Annotated in this window: 15 protein-coding genes; 2 read left to right on the top strand and 13 right to left on the bottom strand. The window is 66.6% G+C overall.

Going from position 1 to position 15,314, the window contains the following annotated elements; translation table 11 throughout:
• Positions 1-124 precede the first annotated feature (124 nt).
• From mutM to F8O07_RS04920, 8 genes are all read right to left on the bottom strand, one after another.
• On the bottom strand, positions 125-1,030 hold the full coding sequence (gene mutM, locus F8O07_RS04955; protein WP_158031009.1) for a bifunctional DNA-formamidopyrimidine glycosylase/DNA-(apurinic or apyrimidinic site) lyase: 906 nt from the start codon (positions 1,028-1,030) through the stop codon (positions 125-127).
• Positions 1,023-1,730, bottom strand: coding sequence for a ribonuclease III (rnc, locus tag F8O07_RS04950; protein WP_158031008.1), 708 nt, complete (start codon positions 1,728-1,730; stop codon positions 1,023-1,025). Before rnc ends, mutM begins: the two co-directional genes overlap by 8 nt.
• Positions 1,731-1,748: 18 nt before the next feature.
• Complete coding sequence (rpmF, locus tag F8O07_RS04945; protein ID WP_158031007.1) at positions 1,749-1,952, bottom strand: 50S ribosomal protein L32; 204 nt, start codon at positions 1,950-1,952, stop codon at positions 1,749-1,751.
• Positions 1,953-1,958: 6 nt separating this feature from the next.
• Positions 1,959-2,519: a YceD family protein gene (locus tag F8O07_RS04940; RefSeq protein ID WP_158031006.1), complete on the bottom strand. Its 561-nt coding sequence runs from the start codon at positions 2,517-2,519 to the stop codon at positions 1,959-1,961.
• A gap of 44 nt (positions 2,520-2,563) precedes the next feature.
• Positions 2,564-4,585, bottom strand: a complete 2,022-nt coding sequence (acs, locus tag F8O07_RS04935; protein WP_158031005.1) for an acetate--CoA ligase — start codon at positions 4,583-4,585, stop codon at positions 2,564-2,566.
• Positions 4,586-4,824: 239 nt separating this feature from the next.
• The gene (gene dinB, locus F8O07_RS04930) at positions 4,825-6,078 is read right to left on the bottom strand and encodes a DNA polymerase IV (RefSeq protein WP_158031004.1); all 1,254 of its coding nucleotides are present in this window, start codon (positions 6,076-6,078) and stop codon (positions 4,825-4,827) included.
• 67 nt (positions 6,079-6,145) lie between these two features.
• On the bottom strand, positions 6,146-6,637 hold the full coding sequence (gene coaD, locus F8O07_RS04925) for a pantetheine-phosphate adenylyltransferase (RefSeq protein WP_158031003.1): 492 nt from the start codon (positions 6,635-6,637) through the stop codon (positions 6,146-6,148).
• A gap of 100 nt (positions 6,638-6,737) precedes the next feature.
• Entirely contained in the window at positions 6,738-8,984 is a 2,247-nt protein-coding gene (locus F8O07_RS04920; protein ID WP_158031002.1) for an ATP-dependent DNA helicase RecG, read from the bottom strand.
• 50 nt (positions 8,985-9,034) lie between these two features.
• Here F8O07_RS04920 and F8O07_RS04915 point away from each other — a divergent pair, with 50 nt between their 5' ends.
• Both F8O07_RS04915 and F8O07_RS04910 read left to right on the top strand, forming a co-directional pair.
• Positions 9,035-9,625: an RsmD family RNA methyltransferase gene (locus F8O07_RS04915; protein WP_158031001.1), complete on the top strand. Its 591-nt coding sequence runs from the start codon at positions 9,035-9,037 to the stop codon at positions 9,623-9,625.
• A 106-nt stretch (positions 9,626-9,731) separates the two neighbouring features.
• Positions 9,732-10,175, top strand: coding sequence for a DUF3515 family protein (locus tag F8O07_RS04910; RefSeq protein WP_158031000.1), 444 nt, complete (start codon positions 9,732-9,734; stop codon positions 10,173-10,175).
• Between the two features lie 4 nt (positions 10,176-10,179).
• Here F8O07_RS04910 and F8O07_RS04905 read toward each other — a convergent pair whose 3' ends face one another.
• The 5 genes from F8O07_RS04905 to leuC are packed head-to-tail and all read right to left on the bottom strand — an operon-like array spanning position 10,180 to position 15,148.
• Positions 10,180-11,280: a D-alanine--D-alanine ligase family protein gene (locus F8O07_RS04905; RefSeq protein ID WP_192496644.1), complete on the bottom strand. Its 1,101-nt coding sequence runs from the start codon at positions 11,278-11,280 to the stop codon at positions 10,180-10,182.
• Positions 11,277-12,305 carry an NAD(P)H-dependent glycerol-3-phosphate dehydrogenase gene (locus F8O07_RS04900; RefSeq protein ID WP_192496643.1) on the bottom strand — a complete coding sequence of 343 codons (1,029 nt, stop codon included), beginning with the start codon at positions 12,303-12,305 and terminating at the stop codon, positions 11,277-11,279. The genes F8O07_RS04905 and F8O07_RS04900 overlap by 4 nt, the downstream gene beginning before the upstream one ends.
• Positions 12,302-13,006 (bottom strand): lysophospholipid acyltransferase family protein, encoded by a 705-nt coding sequence (locus tag F8O07_RS04895; RefSeq protein WP_192496642.1) that lies wholly within the window; start codon positions 13,004-13,006, stop codon positions 12,302-12,304. Before F8O07_RS04895 ends, F8O07_RS04900 begins: the two co-directional genes overlap by 4 nt.
• Positions 13,003-13,602, bottom strand: coding sequence for a 3-isopropylmalate dehydratase small subunit (leuD, locus tag F8O07_RS04890; protein ID WP_158030997.1), 600 nt, complete (start codon positions 13,600-13,602; stop codon positions 13,003-13,005). The genes F8O07_RS04895 and leuD overlap by 4 nt, the downstream gene beginning before the upstream one ends.
• A 1-nt stretch (position 13,603) precedes the next feature.
• Positions 13,604-15,148: a 3-isopropylmalate dehydratase large subunit gene (gene leuC / locus F8O07_RS04885; protein ID WP_158030996.1), complete on the bottom strand. Its 1,545-nt coding sequence runs from the start codon at positions 15,146-15,148 to the stop codon at positions 13,604-13,606.
• Positions 15,149-15,314: the final 166 nt, after the last annotated feature.

Below are 15,314 nucleotides of genomic sequence, written 5' to 3'. Positions count from 1 at the left end.
GGTGTGAAGATGCTGCAGCGGAGTCACATACAGCAGCGTAAAAGTGACTGATCTTGCGCAGCAGTGCCAGCCACTGGCACTCTAGCGCTGAAACCCGAGGGTGCTGGCGCTCCCACGCTCGGTCTCACCGCATCCGCTGGCAGTACGTGCACAGATGCGAATGCCGATTCATGAACGCCACGCGCTTGATCGGCCTCCCGCACCGCGGGCACGGCTGCCCGGACTGACCATAGGCGCTCAGCTCGATGGCGAAGTACCCCGACTCCCCATTCACATGCTTGTACTGCTCGTCGAAGCTCGTGCCGCCGACGGCGACCGCCCGACGCAGCACCGCGACCACCGCATCCACCAGACGCAGCGCACGCGCCTGACTCAGCGAGTCGGCCGGCTGTTCGGGGTGCACCCGCGCCGCCCAGAGCGATTCGTCGGCATAGATGTTGCCGATTCCCGAGACGGTGGTCTGGTCGAGCAGCACGCGTTTCACAGCCGACCGGTGACGACGGATGCTGCGCGCCAGCCGTGCACGATCGAAACCGGCTTCGAGCGGGTCGGGTGCGATATGCGCGGCCTGCTGTGGGACGAGATCTCGCAGCGCGAACCGGTCGGCGACGAGGGTATCGACTGCCAGCGACCCGAAGAGACGCTGATCGTGAAAGCTCAGCTCGCGGTGCCGGCCCGACTCATCGACCGTGTCGATGCGGATGCGCTCATGCCGCAGCGGCGGCGCGTCAGCAGACAGATCGTGGGCGAGCAGCTGCCCGCTCATGCCCAAGTGCGCCAGCAGCGCGGGCGGCGCGACCGATTCGACTGAGGATGCGCCAGCGAGTTCCAGCGGAATCCAGAGGAATTTGCCACGTCGCTGCGGCTGCCCGAGGTGCGCGCCGATCAAGGTCTGGGTGAAGTCTTGGCTGTCGCCGGGATGGCGTTTCAGCGAACGCTCGTCGAAGACGCGAACCGCGTCGATTCGATGGCCGGCGAAGAGATGCTCGATGCCGAGGCGAACCGTCTCGACTTCTGGAAGCTCAGGCATCCGCTTTCTTGAGCTCGGTGTCGGTGATGCACTTCCAAGCGTTGAACGCCGCGGCCATCTCGGCCTGCTTCTTGCTGGTGCCTTCGCCGTCGCCCTTCACCGTGTCGCCGCAGTGCACGCTCGCGGCCCAGCGACGCTCATGGTCGGGGCCCGTCGACGAGACGGTGTAGACGGGAAACGGCAGACCGTGCTCTGATGCGGATTCCTGCAGAGTGGTCTTGGGATCCATGCGTGCCGCCAGCGTCTCGATGCGCGGCAGCAGCGGTGAGAGCAGGCAGAGCACGAACGGCCGTGCCTTCTCGAGCCCACCGGTCAGGTAGGTTGCGCCGATCAGCGACTCGACCATGTCGGCCAGCAGAGAGGCCTTGTGGTGACCGCCGGTCAGCTCTTCGCCGCGACCCAACAGCAGGTAGCCGCCGATGCCGCGGTCTTCTGCGATGAACGAGAGCGCATTCGTGCTGACGATCGCAGCACGACGCCGCGAGAGCTCGCCCTCAGAGAGGTCTGGGAACTCGTGGAACAGCAGGTCTGTCGCAACCAGCTGCAGCACGGAGTCGCCGAGAAACTCCAAGCGCTCATTGGTCGGCAAACCGCCGTTCTCGAATGCGTACGACCGATGGGTCAGTGCGCGCGTGAGATAAGGCTCGTCGATCTGCACATCGAGCCGCTCCAGCAGCTCGACTTTGTCACTCTCGTTCACCGCTTGCTCCGCGTATGACTACGCGTCAGCGACCTTGCGACCCTTGTACTCGAAGTAGAGCGGGGTGCCGGCGGAGTCTTCGACGACCTTCGCGCGGTGCGGCAGGCTGTAGACGACCTTGCCGTTCTCGACGGTCTTGACGAGGTTGGGCACCTCGGCCTTCCACTGTGAGCGGCGGCTACGGGTGTTGCTGCGTGAGAGCTTGCGCTTTGGCACTGCCATGATCGATCATTCCTTCTCTGAATCGGCACGCGACGACGACGCGTCGTTCGGTAACTGAGCCAGTTTACCCAGATCTGCCCATCGTGGATCGATTTCGTCTGCGACAGCAGGCTCGATCGGGTCTCCGATGGAGTAGATCTCGGCAGCAGGCTCGTCTCCCACTGGTTTCAGAGGAAGATTCAGAACGATCGCATCGCGGATGCTCTGGCTGAGGTCGACATGTTCGTTCTGCAGAACCTGGATCTCGCCGTCGCCGTCATCGCGTGTTAAAGCTGCTTCTGAATCAGGATACGCGAAAAGGTCACGGAATTCGACTTCGTCACGCCAAGACAGCGGCTCGAGCGTGCGCGAAGACTCCCCCACCACCTCGAAATCGATCGTGGCGGTGACCAGAATGCCCTCGTGCACCGACTCGAGTCGCAGATCTGCCTCGATGGGCGACCCTTCGGTCACCCGTGCCAGGCCCACGCCCAGATCGGCCTCTGCAGGCACCGTCACCTGCAGGCTGCGCATCGCGCCGGGTTTGCCGACCAAGTCATGAACGTTGATGAGATAGGGGTTCGCCATGGTGCCCAAGTCTAGACCAGCGCGAGGCAGCCGTTCTGCGACGTTCACCCGTTCGTCGCCTGCACCTGTTCGGCGATCGAGGTGATCACCTTGGGGTCGGCCACGGTCGTGGTGTCGCCGATCGGCCGGCCCTCGGCCAGATCTCGCAGCACTCGTCTGATGATCTTGCCAGACCTCGTCTTCGGCAGGTCGTTCACGATGTAGACCCGCTTGGGCCGGGCGATCGCGCCGATCTGCTGCGCGACGTGCTGCCGCAGCTCAGCCGGAGCATCCGCCGTCGAGACCAGCTGCTGGTTGCGTTTGAGCACCACGAAGGCGATCACGGCCTCACCGGTGTTCTCGTCGGCCACCCCGACCACGCCGGCCTCGGCGACCGCATGATGACCCACCAGCGCTGACTCGATCTCGGCCGTCGACAGGCGGTGTCCTGAGACGTTCATCACGTCGTCGACCCGACCGAGCAGCCAGATGTCGCCGTCGTCGTCGTACCGGGCGCCGTCTCCGGCGAAGTACCGGTCGCCGAACGTCGCCCAGTAGGTGTCGACGTAGCGTCGGTCGTCACCCCAGATGCCGCGCAGCATCGAGGGCCACGGCCGATTGGCGACGAGCAGCCCGCCGTTGCCGTTGCCCACCGGGGCGCCGCTGTCGTCGACCACGCCGAGACTGACGCCGGGCACCGCCTTCTGCGCACTGCCCGGCTTCATGGTCGTGACGCCGGGCAGCGGCGACGCCATGATCGCGCCCGTCTCGGTCTGCCACCAGGTGTCGACGATCGGTGCCGCGTTCGAGCCCACGACCTCGCGATACCAGAGCCAGGCTTCGGGGTTGATCGGCTCGCCCACGCTGCCCAGCAGACGGATGCTGCTGAGGTCATGATCGAGCACCACCTGCCGCCCGACCCGCATGAATGCGCGAATCGCCGTCGGCGCGGTGTACAGCGTGGTCACACCGTACCGCTCGACGATCTGCCACCAGCGACCCCAGGTCGGCGTCTCGGGCGTGCCCTCGTACATCACCTGGGTGGCCCCGTTGACCAGCGGGCCGTAGACGAGATAGCTGTGCCCGGTGATCCAGCCCACGTCGGCCGTACACCAGAACACGTCGGTCTCAGGCTTCAGGTCGAAGACGACCCGATGCGTGAACGAGGTCTGTGTGAGGTAGCCGCCCGTGGTGTGCAGAATGCCTTTGGGACGTCCAGTGGTGCCGCTCGTGTAGAGAATGAAGAGCGGGTTCTCGGCGGGAAAGCCCTGTGCCTCGTGTTCGGCGGATGCTGTGGCGACGGTCTCATGCCACCAGAGATCCCGCCCGTCGGTCCAGTCGACGTCGTTCTCGCCTCGACGCACGACGAGCACGTGCTCGACGCTGTGCCGCCGCTCCGGGTGCAGGCCGAGCGCGGCATCCACCGTCGGTTTCAGCGGCGAGACCCGCCCCTTGCGCCAGCCGCCGTCGGCGGTGACCACCAGGCGCGCCTCGCAGTCGTCGATTCGAGCCCGCAGACTGTCGGCGCTGAACCCGCCGAAGATGACGGAGTGGATGGCGCCGACGCGGGCGATGGCCAGCAGCGTCGCGACGGTCTCGGGAATCATCGGCAGATACACTGCGACCCGATCGCCCTGCCCGATGCCGAGCGCGGTGAGCACGTTCGCGGCGCGCTTCACCTCATCGAGCAGCTGGGCATAGGTGATCGTTCGTCGATCGCCCGGCTCTCCCTCCCAGTGCAGCGCGACTCGGTCGCCGTCGCCTGCGATCACGTGCCGGTCGAGCGCGTTGTACGAGGCGTTGATCTCGCCGTCGTCGAACCATTTCGCAAAGGGCGGGCTGCTCCAGTCGAGCGTGCGGGTGAACGGCTTGTGCCAGTGCAGCGCACGAGCGCGGTCGGCCCAGAACGCCTCTGGGTCGGCCTCGGCCTGCCGGTAGACGTCTGCGGTGCAGTTCGCCTGTGCAGCGAACTCCTGACTGGGCGGAAACCGATCGACGAGATCGAGGTGGTGGCTTTCGATGACGCCGTGCTGATCGGTGATGAAGATGCGGTTGATCTGAGCCGTCGCTGGTGCTGGTTCGTTCATGGGCCCTCCTCGTTGAGCGCTCCACGGTGCCGAGCGGTGCCCGAAGTCGGTTCGTCTCTCAACTCGAACGGCCCCATTGCCGTCAGAGACGAATCCGGTTCGCGACACCACACCGTGATGGGTAGCTGTCAGACTAACGCAGCGCCCCGGGCACACCACCCGTGAGAACGATGTCACCACAAGAAGAAATGCATTCCTGCACGCCTGGCGAAGAACCGAGGTTCTGCCGACCGGCTCGCTCAGTGATCGGCTGTCGGCCCGTCACGACGCATCAGGCGAGCCGGACGCACCGCGCCGGGGCCGAACCGGTCGACCACGGCGTCTACCGCCTGATCGGTGACACGCCACTGGTCGTCGTCGCTCCACAACGCGGTCTCGGCGCCGTCGGCTCCGGCCGGCGCCAGCTGTTCGAGCCGCACGCCGATCAGTCGAATGGCGCTGTTGGCCATGCCAGACTCGTCGAAGAGACGCCAGGCGGTCTCGAACACCGTGCGACTGGTCTGCGTGGGCTCGCGCAGCGTCTGCGAACGGGTCACCGTATGAAACGCGGCATCACGCACCTTGATCGCCACGGTGCGCGCCACGGTGTGATGCCTGCGCGCTCGGGCGCAGGTGCGTTCGGCCAGATCGAGCACGGCTGACCGCAGCCGGTCGCGGCCCTCGTTCGTCGCCGCGTCGATGTCGTCGTCGAAGGTGCGTTCGTGCCCGATCGACTTCTCGACTCGGCCGGGACTGACCGGTCGCCCGTCTCGACCGTGGGCGAGCTCGCGCAGACGCGTGCCTTGGGCGACGCCGACCGCGCGCAGGAGCACCTGTTCGGGGGCCTGCGCCAGATCGGCGACCGTCATCAGCCCGAGACGCTGCAGCTTCTCGGCGGTGCGACCGCCCACTCCGGGCAGCGCGCCGACCTCGAGCGGTGCGAGAAAGGCCAGCGTCTGGCCAGCGGGCACGATGAGCATGCCGTCGGGCTTCGCCATGCCAGAGGCGAGCTTCGCGACGAACTTCGATGTGGCGACGCCGACCGAACAGTGCAGCCCGGTGGCCGCGAACACTTCGCCGCGAATGCGCTCGGCGATCTGGCCGGCCGACCCGAACAGCCGCTGAGCACCTCGCACGTCAAGATAGGCCTCGTCGACGCTGACCTGCTCGACCAACGGGGTGAAGCGCTGCAGCACCTGCATAACCGTGGCCGACGCAGTGCGGTACCTCTCGAAGTGGGGTTCGATCAGCACGGCGCGTGGACAGAGCTGTCGCGCACGGGCCAGCGGCATCGCCGAGTGGATGCCGTAGCGGCGGGCCTCGTAGGTCGCCGTCGTGATGATGGATCGCGGCCCATCGTGGGCGACGATCACCGGAAGGCCGTGCAGATCGGGTCGTTCGAGCAGTTCGACGCTCGCGAAGAAGGCGTCCATGTCGATGTGCAGAATGTGTGCGGTGCCGTCGTCGACCGACGCGTCTGAGACGCGACGGTGCGAGCCGTCCTGTCTGCTCACCGACGGCCTTGGTCAGGCAGACTCGTTCGTCTGGGCCGATGGTCTCTGCGAGCGCCCTCGAACCGGCTCACTGCTGCCTCGAATGCTCGCGATAGTGCCGCGCGACCGGCTCGGGCACGTACGGAGAGACGTCACCGCCGAAGTCGGCGAGTGTGCGCACCAACGAGCTCGAGACGTGCGAGTGCTCGGGCTCGGGCAGCAGAAAGACCGTCTCGACCGCACCGAGGTTGCGGTTCACGATGGCCATCGGCGTCTCGTAGCTGACGTCGAGGTCGCCGCGAATGCCCTTGACCAGAACATTGGCCTGCTGCTGATGGCAGTATTCGACGAGCAGCCCTTCAGAGAGGGTGTCGACCCGTACCTGCGTCAGGCCGGCATCGTCGAGTGCGGCGCGCAGAAACTCGACACGCTGACGCAATGAGAAAGCGGGGGTCTTCTTCGGGTTGTGCACCACGAGCGCGATGACATCGTCGAAGATGCGCGCTGCCTTCGCGAACACGTCAAGGTGGCCGAGGGTCACCGGATCGAACGAGCCCGGGCATACAGCAGTCGAAGTCATGGCAACAGCGTACGCTGCACCACCGACATGCGTGGTCTCGGTCTCTACAGCTCGCGGCGCTCTGCGCAGACCCGCGGCGCGACGCCCTGCCGACCGAACTCTACGACGCGCTCAGATAGTGCTCGTCGGTTTCGGCCACCGCAGCTCGGATCGCACGCTCGAGGGCCTCGGGCATCGGCTCGCCTGTCTGCAGCTGCTCTTCGGCGGCTTCACGTGCCTGCTCGATGATCTTGGCGTCGCGAGTGACCTGCAGTGCGCGCAGCTGCGAGCGAGAGCCAGACTGTGTGGCGCCCAGCACGTCGCCTTCTCGTCGCAGACTCAGGTCGAGCTCGGCGAGCTCGAACCCGTCTGTCGTGTTCGCGACCGCATCGATGCGCGCCCGCGTCGGTGTGCCCTCGGCGGCCGTCGTGACGAAGAGCGCCAATGACGGATGCTCGCCTCGGCCGACACGGCCACGCAGCTGGTGCAGCTGGGCCACGCCGAAGCGGTCGGCGTCGAAGACGACCATCGCGCTGGCGTTCGGCACGTTCACGCCGACTTCGATCACCGTCGTGGCCACCAGCACGTCGAGGCGACGCTCGACGTAGTCGCGCATGACCTGTTCGCGTTCTTCGACCTTCATTCGGCCGTGCAGCGCGGCGACGCGCAGGTGCCTGGTCGCCGGGTGCTCCGCCAGCACGTGCAGCACGCGATCGACGCTCCAGCGCGGGGTCGGAGCCTGGGACGCCCCGACCGCGGTGCTGGATGCCCCGACTGCCTCCGCCGCACCGGATTCGGCGTCGTCGATGAGGGGCGCGACGATGTAGCCCTGTCTGCCCTTCTCCACTTCTTCGGCCAGACGCTGCCAGACGCGCTCGATCCAGGCGGGCTTCTCAGCGAGCGGCACGACGAAGCTGGCCACCGGGCGGCGCCCGGCCGGCAGCTCGTGCAGCGACGAGATGTCGAGGTCGCCGAAGACGGTCATGGCGACCGTGCGCGGAATCGGCGTGGCAGTGAGCATCAGCACATGCGGATGATGCACGCCCTTGGCCTTCAACGCCTCGCGCTGCTCGACGCCGAAGCGATGCTGCTCGTCGACGACGACCAGCGCGAGATTCTCGAACTGCGTGGTGTCGCTCAGCAGCGCGTGCGTGCCGACGATCAGTCGTGAGCGGCCAGAGGCCACTGCCAGAGCCGCGTGACGACGTTGGGCCGTGGGCAGACTGCCGGTGATCAGCTGCGGCATCAGTCGCTGCCAGAGCTCATGCCCGAGCATGCCGTGCAGGCTCGCCAAATGCTGAGTGGCGAGCACTTCGGTGGGCGCGATGAGCACCGCCTGCCCGGCGCCGTCAGCCGCCTGCAGCATGGCCCGCAGTGCGACGAGGGTCTTGCCCGAGCCCACCTCGCCCTGCAGCAGCCGATTCATGGGCGATCCCTGTGACAGCTCTGCGCTGATGGTCTCGCCGACGGCCCGCTGACCGGCGGTGAGATCGAACGGCAGGCGGCGGTCGAGCTCGTCGAGCATGCCGCCCGGCACGTGCGGAAACGTCTCGGCATGCTGTGCTTCGAGCTCGGCGCGCTGACGCAGCAGTGCGGTCTGCAGCACATAGGCCTCTTCGAAGCGCGCTGAGCGCAGCCCGACGCGCAGCTGCGCATCGTCTTTCGGTCGGTGCACCGCTTCGAATGCGGCGCGTCGGTCGAGCAGACGATGTCGGCGCCGCACGGCCTCGGGCAGCAGCTCGGGCAGATCTGCGAGACCGTCGAGCACGATGCCGATGCTGTTCGCGGTCTTCCAGCTGGGCAGGGTCGACGTGGCGGGATAGATCGGCAGCGGCTGACGTGCCCACGCGTCGGCCTGGTCGTCGGCGGCTTCGTCGGCGACTGGTGCGTCTGAGGCGTCTCCGTCATCGCGATCGGCCGTGTCCCGCCGTCGATCCGTGTCAGCGGCCGGTTCAGCGGCGAACAGCTCGTAGTCGGGGTGCGCAAGCTGCAGTGACCCGCGGTATTCTCCGATGCGCCCCGAGAACACGCCGCGCGCGCCGGGCTGCAGCTCGGCAGCACGCCATGGCTGGTTGAAGAAGGTCAGGGTGAGAAAGCCCTGGCCGTCGGTGATTCGCGCCTCAGTGATCTTGCCGTGGCGTGCCCGCATCTCACGTTCGCGCGTTTCGACCACCTCGGCCACGATGGTGACCTGCTCGCTGGGGTGCAGAAACCGAATCGGGGTGAGCTCTCCGCGATGCGCGTACCGACGGGGAAAGAGGCTCAGCAGATCGCCGACGGTGCGCACCTCGTATGCACGCGTGAGCGCTCGCGCGGTCTTTGCGCCGAGTACCCGCTCAAGCGGGGTCTCGAGCGCGTCTGCAGGCATGCTCTCAGTGTAGAGGCACGCTGTGACACTCGCCGTGGCACAATGACCGCATGACTCGTCTGATCGCCGGCGTCGCCGGAGGCCTCTCTCTCGCGACTCCGGATTCGCGCACCCGCCCCACCACAGGTCGTACCAGAGAGGCGCTCTTCTCGCGTCTCGACGCGAGGCTCGATTTCACCGACCTGCGCGTGCTCGACCTCTACGCCGGGTCTGCGGCGCTGGGCCTCGAAGCGATCTCACGCGGAGCCGAAGAGCTCGTCGCCGTCGAGGCGGGCCGCACCGCCGCATCCGTCGCCCGCCGCAACGCACAGGCCGTCGGCGACGCGCTCGACCAGGCCTCGGCGCGACCGGCCCGCATCACCGTGGTCGAGCAGCGAGTGCAGAGCTGGCTGTCAGGTGCACCGGCCGCACACTTCGATCTCGTCTTCGTAGACCCGCCCTACGACGTCAGCACCGCCGCGCTCGAGACGCTGCTCGTCGACCTGCTGCCGGCGCTCTCGCCGCTGGCCGACGTCGTGATCGAACGCAGCTCGCGAACGCCCGATCTGCGCTGGCCTGCCGGGTATGTCGGGCAGCCGCCACGCCGCTATGGCGAGACGGTGCTGTGGTTCGGCGAGTCCGAGGATGCACGGGTAGGCTGACAGGGTGTCTGCCCGTCGAGAGAACCCATCCGTTGCCGCTTGCGAGCGTTCAGCCGTGCGCGGCGCACCGACAGTGACCGACGCTCGCTCTCGTCGTCGGCGCTTGATGACTGCGCTGGCGTCGATCGGCGCAGTCGCTGCGCTCGCGCCCGCGCTGAGCGGATGCACCGGTACCGTTCCGATGGAGCCTGCGCCCAAAGCCGATGACCCGGCATGCGCAGAGATCATCGTTCGTCTGCCTCCAACGCTGGGCGAGCAGCAGAAGCGCCGCACCAATGCGCAGGCGACCGGGGCTTGGGGCAAGCCGGCGACGATTCTGCTGACCTGCGGGGTCGTCGAGCCAGAGGTCAGCAGCCAGAGCTGTGTGACCGTGAACGACGTCGACTGGCTCGTCGACGACACAGACGACCCGACCTACCGGTTCACCACCTATGGCCGCAGCCCGGCCACTGAACTGGTCATCGACTCGACTGCGGTGTCAGGCAACAGCGTGCTCGCCGAAATCTCGCCGGCGGTGCAGCGCATTCCTGCGACGAAGCGCTGCCACTGAGGTTCTAGCGCAGCGGCTCGTGTTCGAGCGCCTGATCGATGAGATCGGTGATCAGATCTCCGTAATCGAGGCCAGATGCGTGCCACAGCTGGGGGAACATCGAGATCGGAGTGAACCCCGGGATGGTGTTCACCTCGTTGACCACGACCCCGTCAGAGGTCAGGAACACGTCGACACGACACAGACCATGGCAGTCCAGAGCCTCGAACGCCGCTTTGGCGACTCGACGCAGCTCGGCGAGCTCGGCGTCGGTGACGTCTGCCGGGCACACCGTACGTGCCGGGCTGTCGGCCAGGTACTTGGCCTCGAAGTCGTAGAACCCCTCGCCTGAGACGACGATCTCGCCGGCCACCGCGCTGACGCGGGTGCCGGAGCCGTGCAGTGAGCCCAGCACGCCCAGTTCGATCTCGCGACCGGTGACCCCTGCTTCGATCAGCGCTTTGTCGTCTTCGGCGAACGCGATCTCAAGCGCCGCATCCAGCTCGGTGTCGCTGGTCACCTTCGAGACGCCGACGCTCGAGCCCGCACGGGCAGGCTTGACGAAGAGCGGCAGGCCGAGCCCGGCCGCTCGACCGTGCACCTCGGCAGGTGCGACGCGAAATTCGTCGGGGCGCACTGTCACGTAGCGGCCGACGTCGATGCCGGCGGCCTCGAGCACGATCTTCGTGTACTCCTTGTCTGTGCCGACGGCAGATGCGAGCACCCCCGACCCGACATAGGGCAGATCGGCCATCGCGAGCAGCCCCTGAATCGTGCCGTCTTCGCCGAACGGGCCATGCAGCAGCGGCAGCACCACATCGATCTCGCCGAGGTCGCTGACGGTGCCGTCATGGGCGATGGCACGCAGATGGTGATCCTCTGTGCCGCTGGGCCAGATCACGGTCGTGTCAGAAGGGGCCAGTTCGGGCAGCCGGCCGTCGACGAGCTGAAAACGCTCGGCGTCGTCGGGCTGCAGCACGAAACGCCCTGAGGCAGTGATGCCCACCGGCACCACGTCGAAGCGCTCGCGGTCGATCGCACCGAGCACGCCGCCTGCCGTCGCGACGCTGATCGCATGCTCGCTCGAGCGACCGCCGAACACGACCGCGACTCTCTGCTTCGTCATCGGATCTTGTCTCCTCCGGCCGTGGCATCGGCCAGGGCCTCTTCGTTGCGGGGTGTGATGTGCACGGTGAGGTCGGCCGGGTTCATGCGCCCGTCGAGCACCTGAGCCACTTGGCTGACGATCGGCATCTCGACGCCGTGCTCACGGGCCAGATCGAGCACGGGCCGCACAGATCCGATGCCTTCGGCCGTCTGCTGCATGCGATGCACGACTTCGTCGAGCGGATGCCCTTGGCCGAGCAGACGCCCGGCGGTGTGGTTGCGTGACAGCGGCGACTCGCAGGTGGCGATCAGATCGCCGAGTCCGGCGAGCCCGACCAACGTCTCAGGTCGACCACCGAAGGCCACGGCGAACCGACTGATCTCTTCGAGCCCGCGGGTGATGATCGCGGCCTTCGTGTTCTCGCCGTACCCGACGCCCGCGACGATGCCGACGGCCAGCGCGATCAGGTTCTTCAGCACCCCGCCGTACTCCGTGCCGACCACATCGTCATTGGCGAATGCCGAGAAATACGGATTCGTGACGTGCTGCGCGACCCACTCGGCCAAGGCCAGATCGGTCGACGCCACGGCCGCGGCCGCCGGCTGCTCTGAGGCGATCTCACCGGCGATGTTGGGGCCGCTCAGCACGCCGAGCCGTTCGATGTCCCAGTCGATCTCGTTGACGAGCACCTCGCTCATCCGCAGCATGGTGCCGCGCTCCAGCCCTTTGATCAGGCTGACCAGCACAGCATCACTGGGCAGGTGCTCTCCGATCGCCGAGAGACTCGCCCGCAGCTGCTGCGAGGGCACTGAGAGAAAGACCAGGTCGCTTCGTGACAGTGCGGCTGACGGATCTGTCGTCGCGTGCAGCGTCTCGGGCAGCGTCACATCGGGAAGGTACTGCTCGTTGCGGTGCTGCTCGTTGATCTGCGCAGCGACCTCGTTGCGCCGGGCGAGCACTGTGGTCTCGCAGCCCGCGTCAGCGAGCACCTTCGCGAAAGTGGTGCCCCAGGAACCGGCGCCGACGACCGCTGCGCGGATCACTTGGCGTCTCCGGCGGGCTCGATCGGTTTGGGCCCACGCAGGGTCTCGACTTCGGCGGTGATCGCAGCCATTACATCCGCCGTCGCCTCGGCGAACTCGGCACCGGTGCGCAGGTTCGCGAAGCGCTCCGCGGGGATCGGTTCGCCGATCTGCACGGTGAAGTGTTTGCGGGGAAAGATGTGCAGCCCTTTGCCATACGGCGGCAGGATCTCTTGAGCGCCCCACTGCCCCACCGGCACGATCGGCACGTTCGCCTCTTGGGCCAGGCGCACCGCACCACTCTTGCCCTTCATCGGCCAGAGGTCGGGGTCACGCGTCAGCGTGCCCTCCGGGTAGATCTGCACGGTCTGTCCTTTCGCCAGCCACTTGGCCGCCGATTCGACCGACGCACCTCCGTGGCCGTGACGGTCGACGGGGATCTGACCGGAGTCGCTCAGCACCCAGCCGACGATCGGCAGTTTGAACAGCGAGGCCTTCGCCATGAAATGCGGCATGCGACGCGCCTCCCAGACGAAGCGGATCATCAGCAGCGGGTCGAGCTTGGTCACGTGGTTCGCAACGAGGATGTAGGGCCCATCGGGCAGACGGTCGAGTCCGCGGAACTCACAGCGCGCAAGGATCTTCGACACCGGCACGATGATCAGCGCCACGACGTACGCGATCATGGGGTACTCGGTCTTGCGCCGTCGTTTTCTCGTCATGACCTCGCCGGTAGTGTCTTCGGGCGCCAAGAGGCGCGCTTGTCCTCGAAGCGGCTGATCGCCTCTTCGTCTCGCAGGGTCAACGAGATGTCGTCGAGACCTTCGAGCAGCCTCCATCGTACGTCGTCGTCGATGCCGAACGAGAACTCCTCGTCGCCGACGCGCAGCGTGCGGGCGACAAGGTCGACCGTCGCCTCAAGCCCTGGGGCTTCGTCGATCAGCGCCCAGACCCGTTCGGTGTCCGCCTCGCTGAGCACTCCGGCGACCAGCCCTTGTTTCCCGGCGTTGCCGCGGAAGATGTCGCCGAATCGCGGTGAGAAGACGGCGCGGAATCCATAGTCGTGCAGCGCCCAGACGGCATGTTCGCGCGACGAACCGGTGGCGAAGTCCGGGCCGGCGACCAGAATGCGCGCCGGTGCGAACGCGGGGTCGTTCAGCATGAAGTCCGGGTTCTGCCGCCAGCGGTGGAACAGCGCGTCTTCGAAGCCGGTCTTGGTCACACGTTTCAGATAGACCGCAGGCAGAATCTGGTCGGTGTCGACGTTCGAGAGCTTGAGCGGCGCGACGACGGCGGTCAGCGTGGTGAACTTCTCCATGTCAGCGCACCTCCAACGGCAGCAGCCGGGTCTGTGGTTCGGGCATCGGTCGTGCGCTCTCCGGATGCTCTCCGAGCGGAGCGAAGTGCCTGCTGCGCCGCAGCTGCTCGTTCGAGATGCCCAGATCGCTCGGTGACGACAGCGTGCCGCGAACAGCGGTGGCGGCGGCGACCAGAGGCGACACCAAATGAGTGCGCCCACCCTTGCCCTGTCGGCCTTCGAAGTTGCGGTTCGACGTCGACGCCGCCCGCTGTCCGGGTGAGAGCTGGTCGGGGTTCATGCCCAGACACATCGAGCAGCCCGCGAAGCGCCACTCGGCGCCGAACGATGTGAAGATGCGGTCGAGCCCCTCGGCCTCTGCCTGCATGCGCACTCGTGCCGATCCCGGCACGACCATCACGCGCAGCCCCTCGGCCTTGCGCCGTCCGTCCATCACCGAGGCGGCCTGTCTCAGGTCTTCGATTCGCCCGTTGGTGCATGAGCCGATGAACACGGTGTCGACCGCGATGTCGCGCATCGGGGTGCCGGCTTGGAGCCCCATGTACTCGATCGCACGGCGGGCTTCGCGCTGGTCGTTCTCGTCGTCGTAGGATGCCGGATCGGGCACCGATGACGACAGCGCCACGCCCTGGCCGGGGTTCGTTCCCCACGTCACGAAGGGCTCGAGCGTGTCGACGTCGATGTCGACCTCACGATCGAAGACGGCTTCGGGATCGCTCTGCAGCGTGCTCCAGTAGGCGACTGCGTCGTCCCACTCCTGCCCCTGAGGAGCGTGTGGGCGTCCTTTGACATAGGCGAAGGTGGTCTCGTCGGGAGCGACCATGCCGGCTCGGGCTCCAGCTTCGATCGACATGTTGCAGATCGTCATGCGACCCTCCATCGACAGCGCCCGGATGGCTGATCCGCGGTACTCGAGGATGTATCCCTGGCCTCCGCCGGTGCCGATCTTCGCGATGACGGCGAGGATGATGTCTTTGGGCGTCACTCCGGGGCGAAGCCTGCCTTCGACGTTGATCGCCATGGTCTTGAACCGCTTGAGCGGCAGCGTCTGCGTCGCCAGCACGTGCTCGACCTCGCTGGTGCCGATGCCCAGACCGATGGCGCCGAACGCGCCATGCGTCGAGGTGTGCGAATCGCCACAGACCACGGTGATGCCGGGCATGGTGAGCCCGAGCTGTGGGCCGACGACGTGCACGATGCCCTGGTCGTCGTCGCCGAGCTGATGCAGTCGCACGCCGAACTCTTTGACGTTCTTGCGCAGCGTGTCGATCTGCACGCGACTGACCGGATCGGCGATCGGGCGGTCGATATCGATCGTCGGTGTGTTGTGGTCTTCGGTTGCGATGGTCAGATCAGGCCGACGCACAGGACGGCCAGCCTGGCGCAGGCCGTCGAACGCCTGCGGACTCGTCACCTCGTGCAGCAGATGCAGGTCGATGTAGAGCAGGTCTGGTGCCCCGTTCTCACCCGCTGTGACGATGTGGGCGTCCCAGATCTTCTCGGCCAGTGTGCGAGGGCGAGATGCTGAGTGCTGTGTCTCTGACATGTTGGTCATACTCTTCTCCATTCGGCTTCAGACCACGGTGAGACTCCGCGACGAGTGGATCTGTCAGAACTCGATCTCGTCGCGGCACCCAAGAAGAAGCCGCTGGAACTGCATGGCCGAGATTTTACCACGCAGGTCGGCGGCAGCCTGCGTCCGACTGCGGGAG

It is taken from the genome of Pseudoclavibacter sp. CFCC 13796, from assembly GCF_008831185.1.
Classification (GTDB): domain Bacteria; phylum Actinomycetota; class Actinomycetes; order Actinomycetales; family Microbacteriaceae; genus Pseudoclavibacter_A.
The sequence above is the reverse complement of the archived record's forward strand: the minus strand, read 5'-3'. Positions and strand labels throughout refer to the sequence as shown.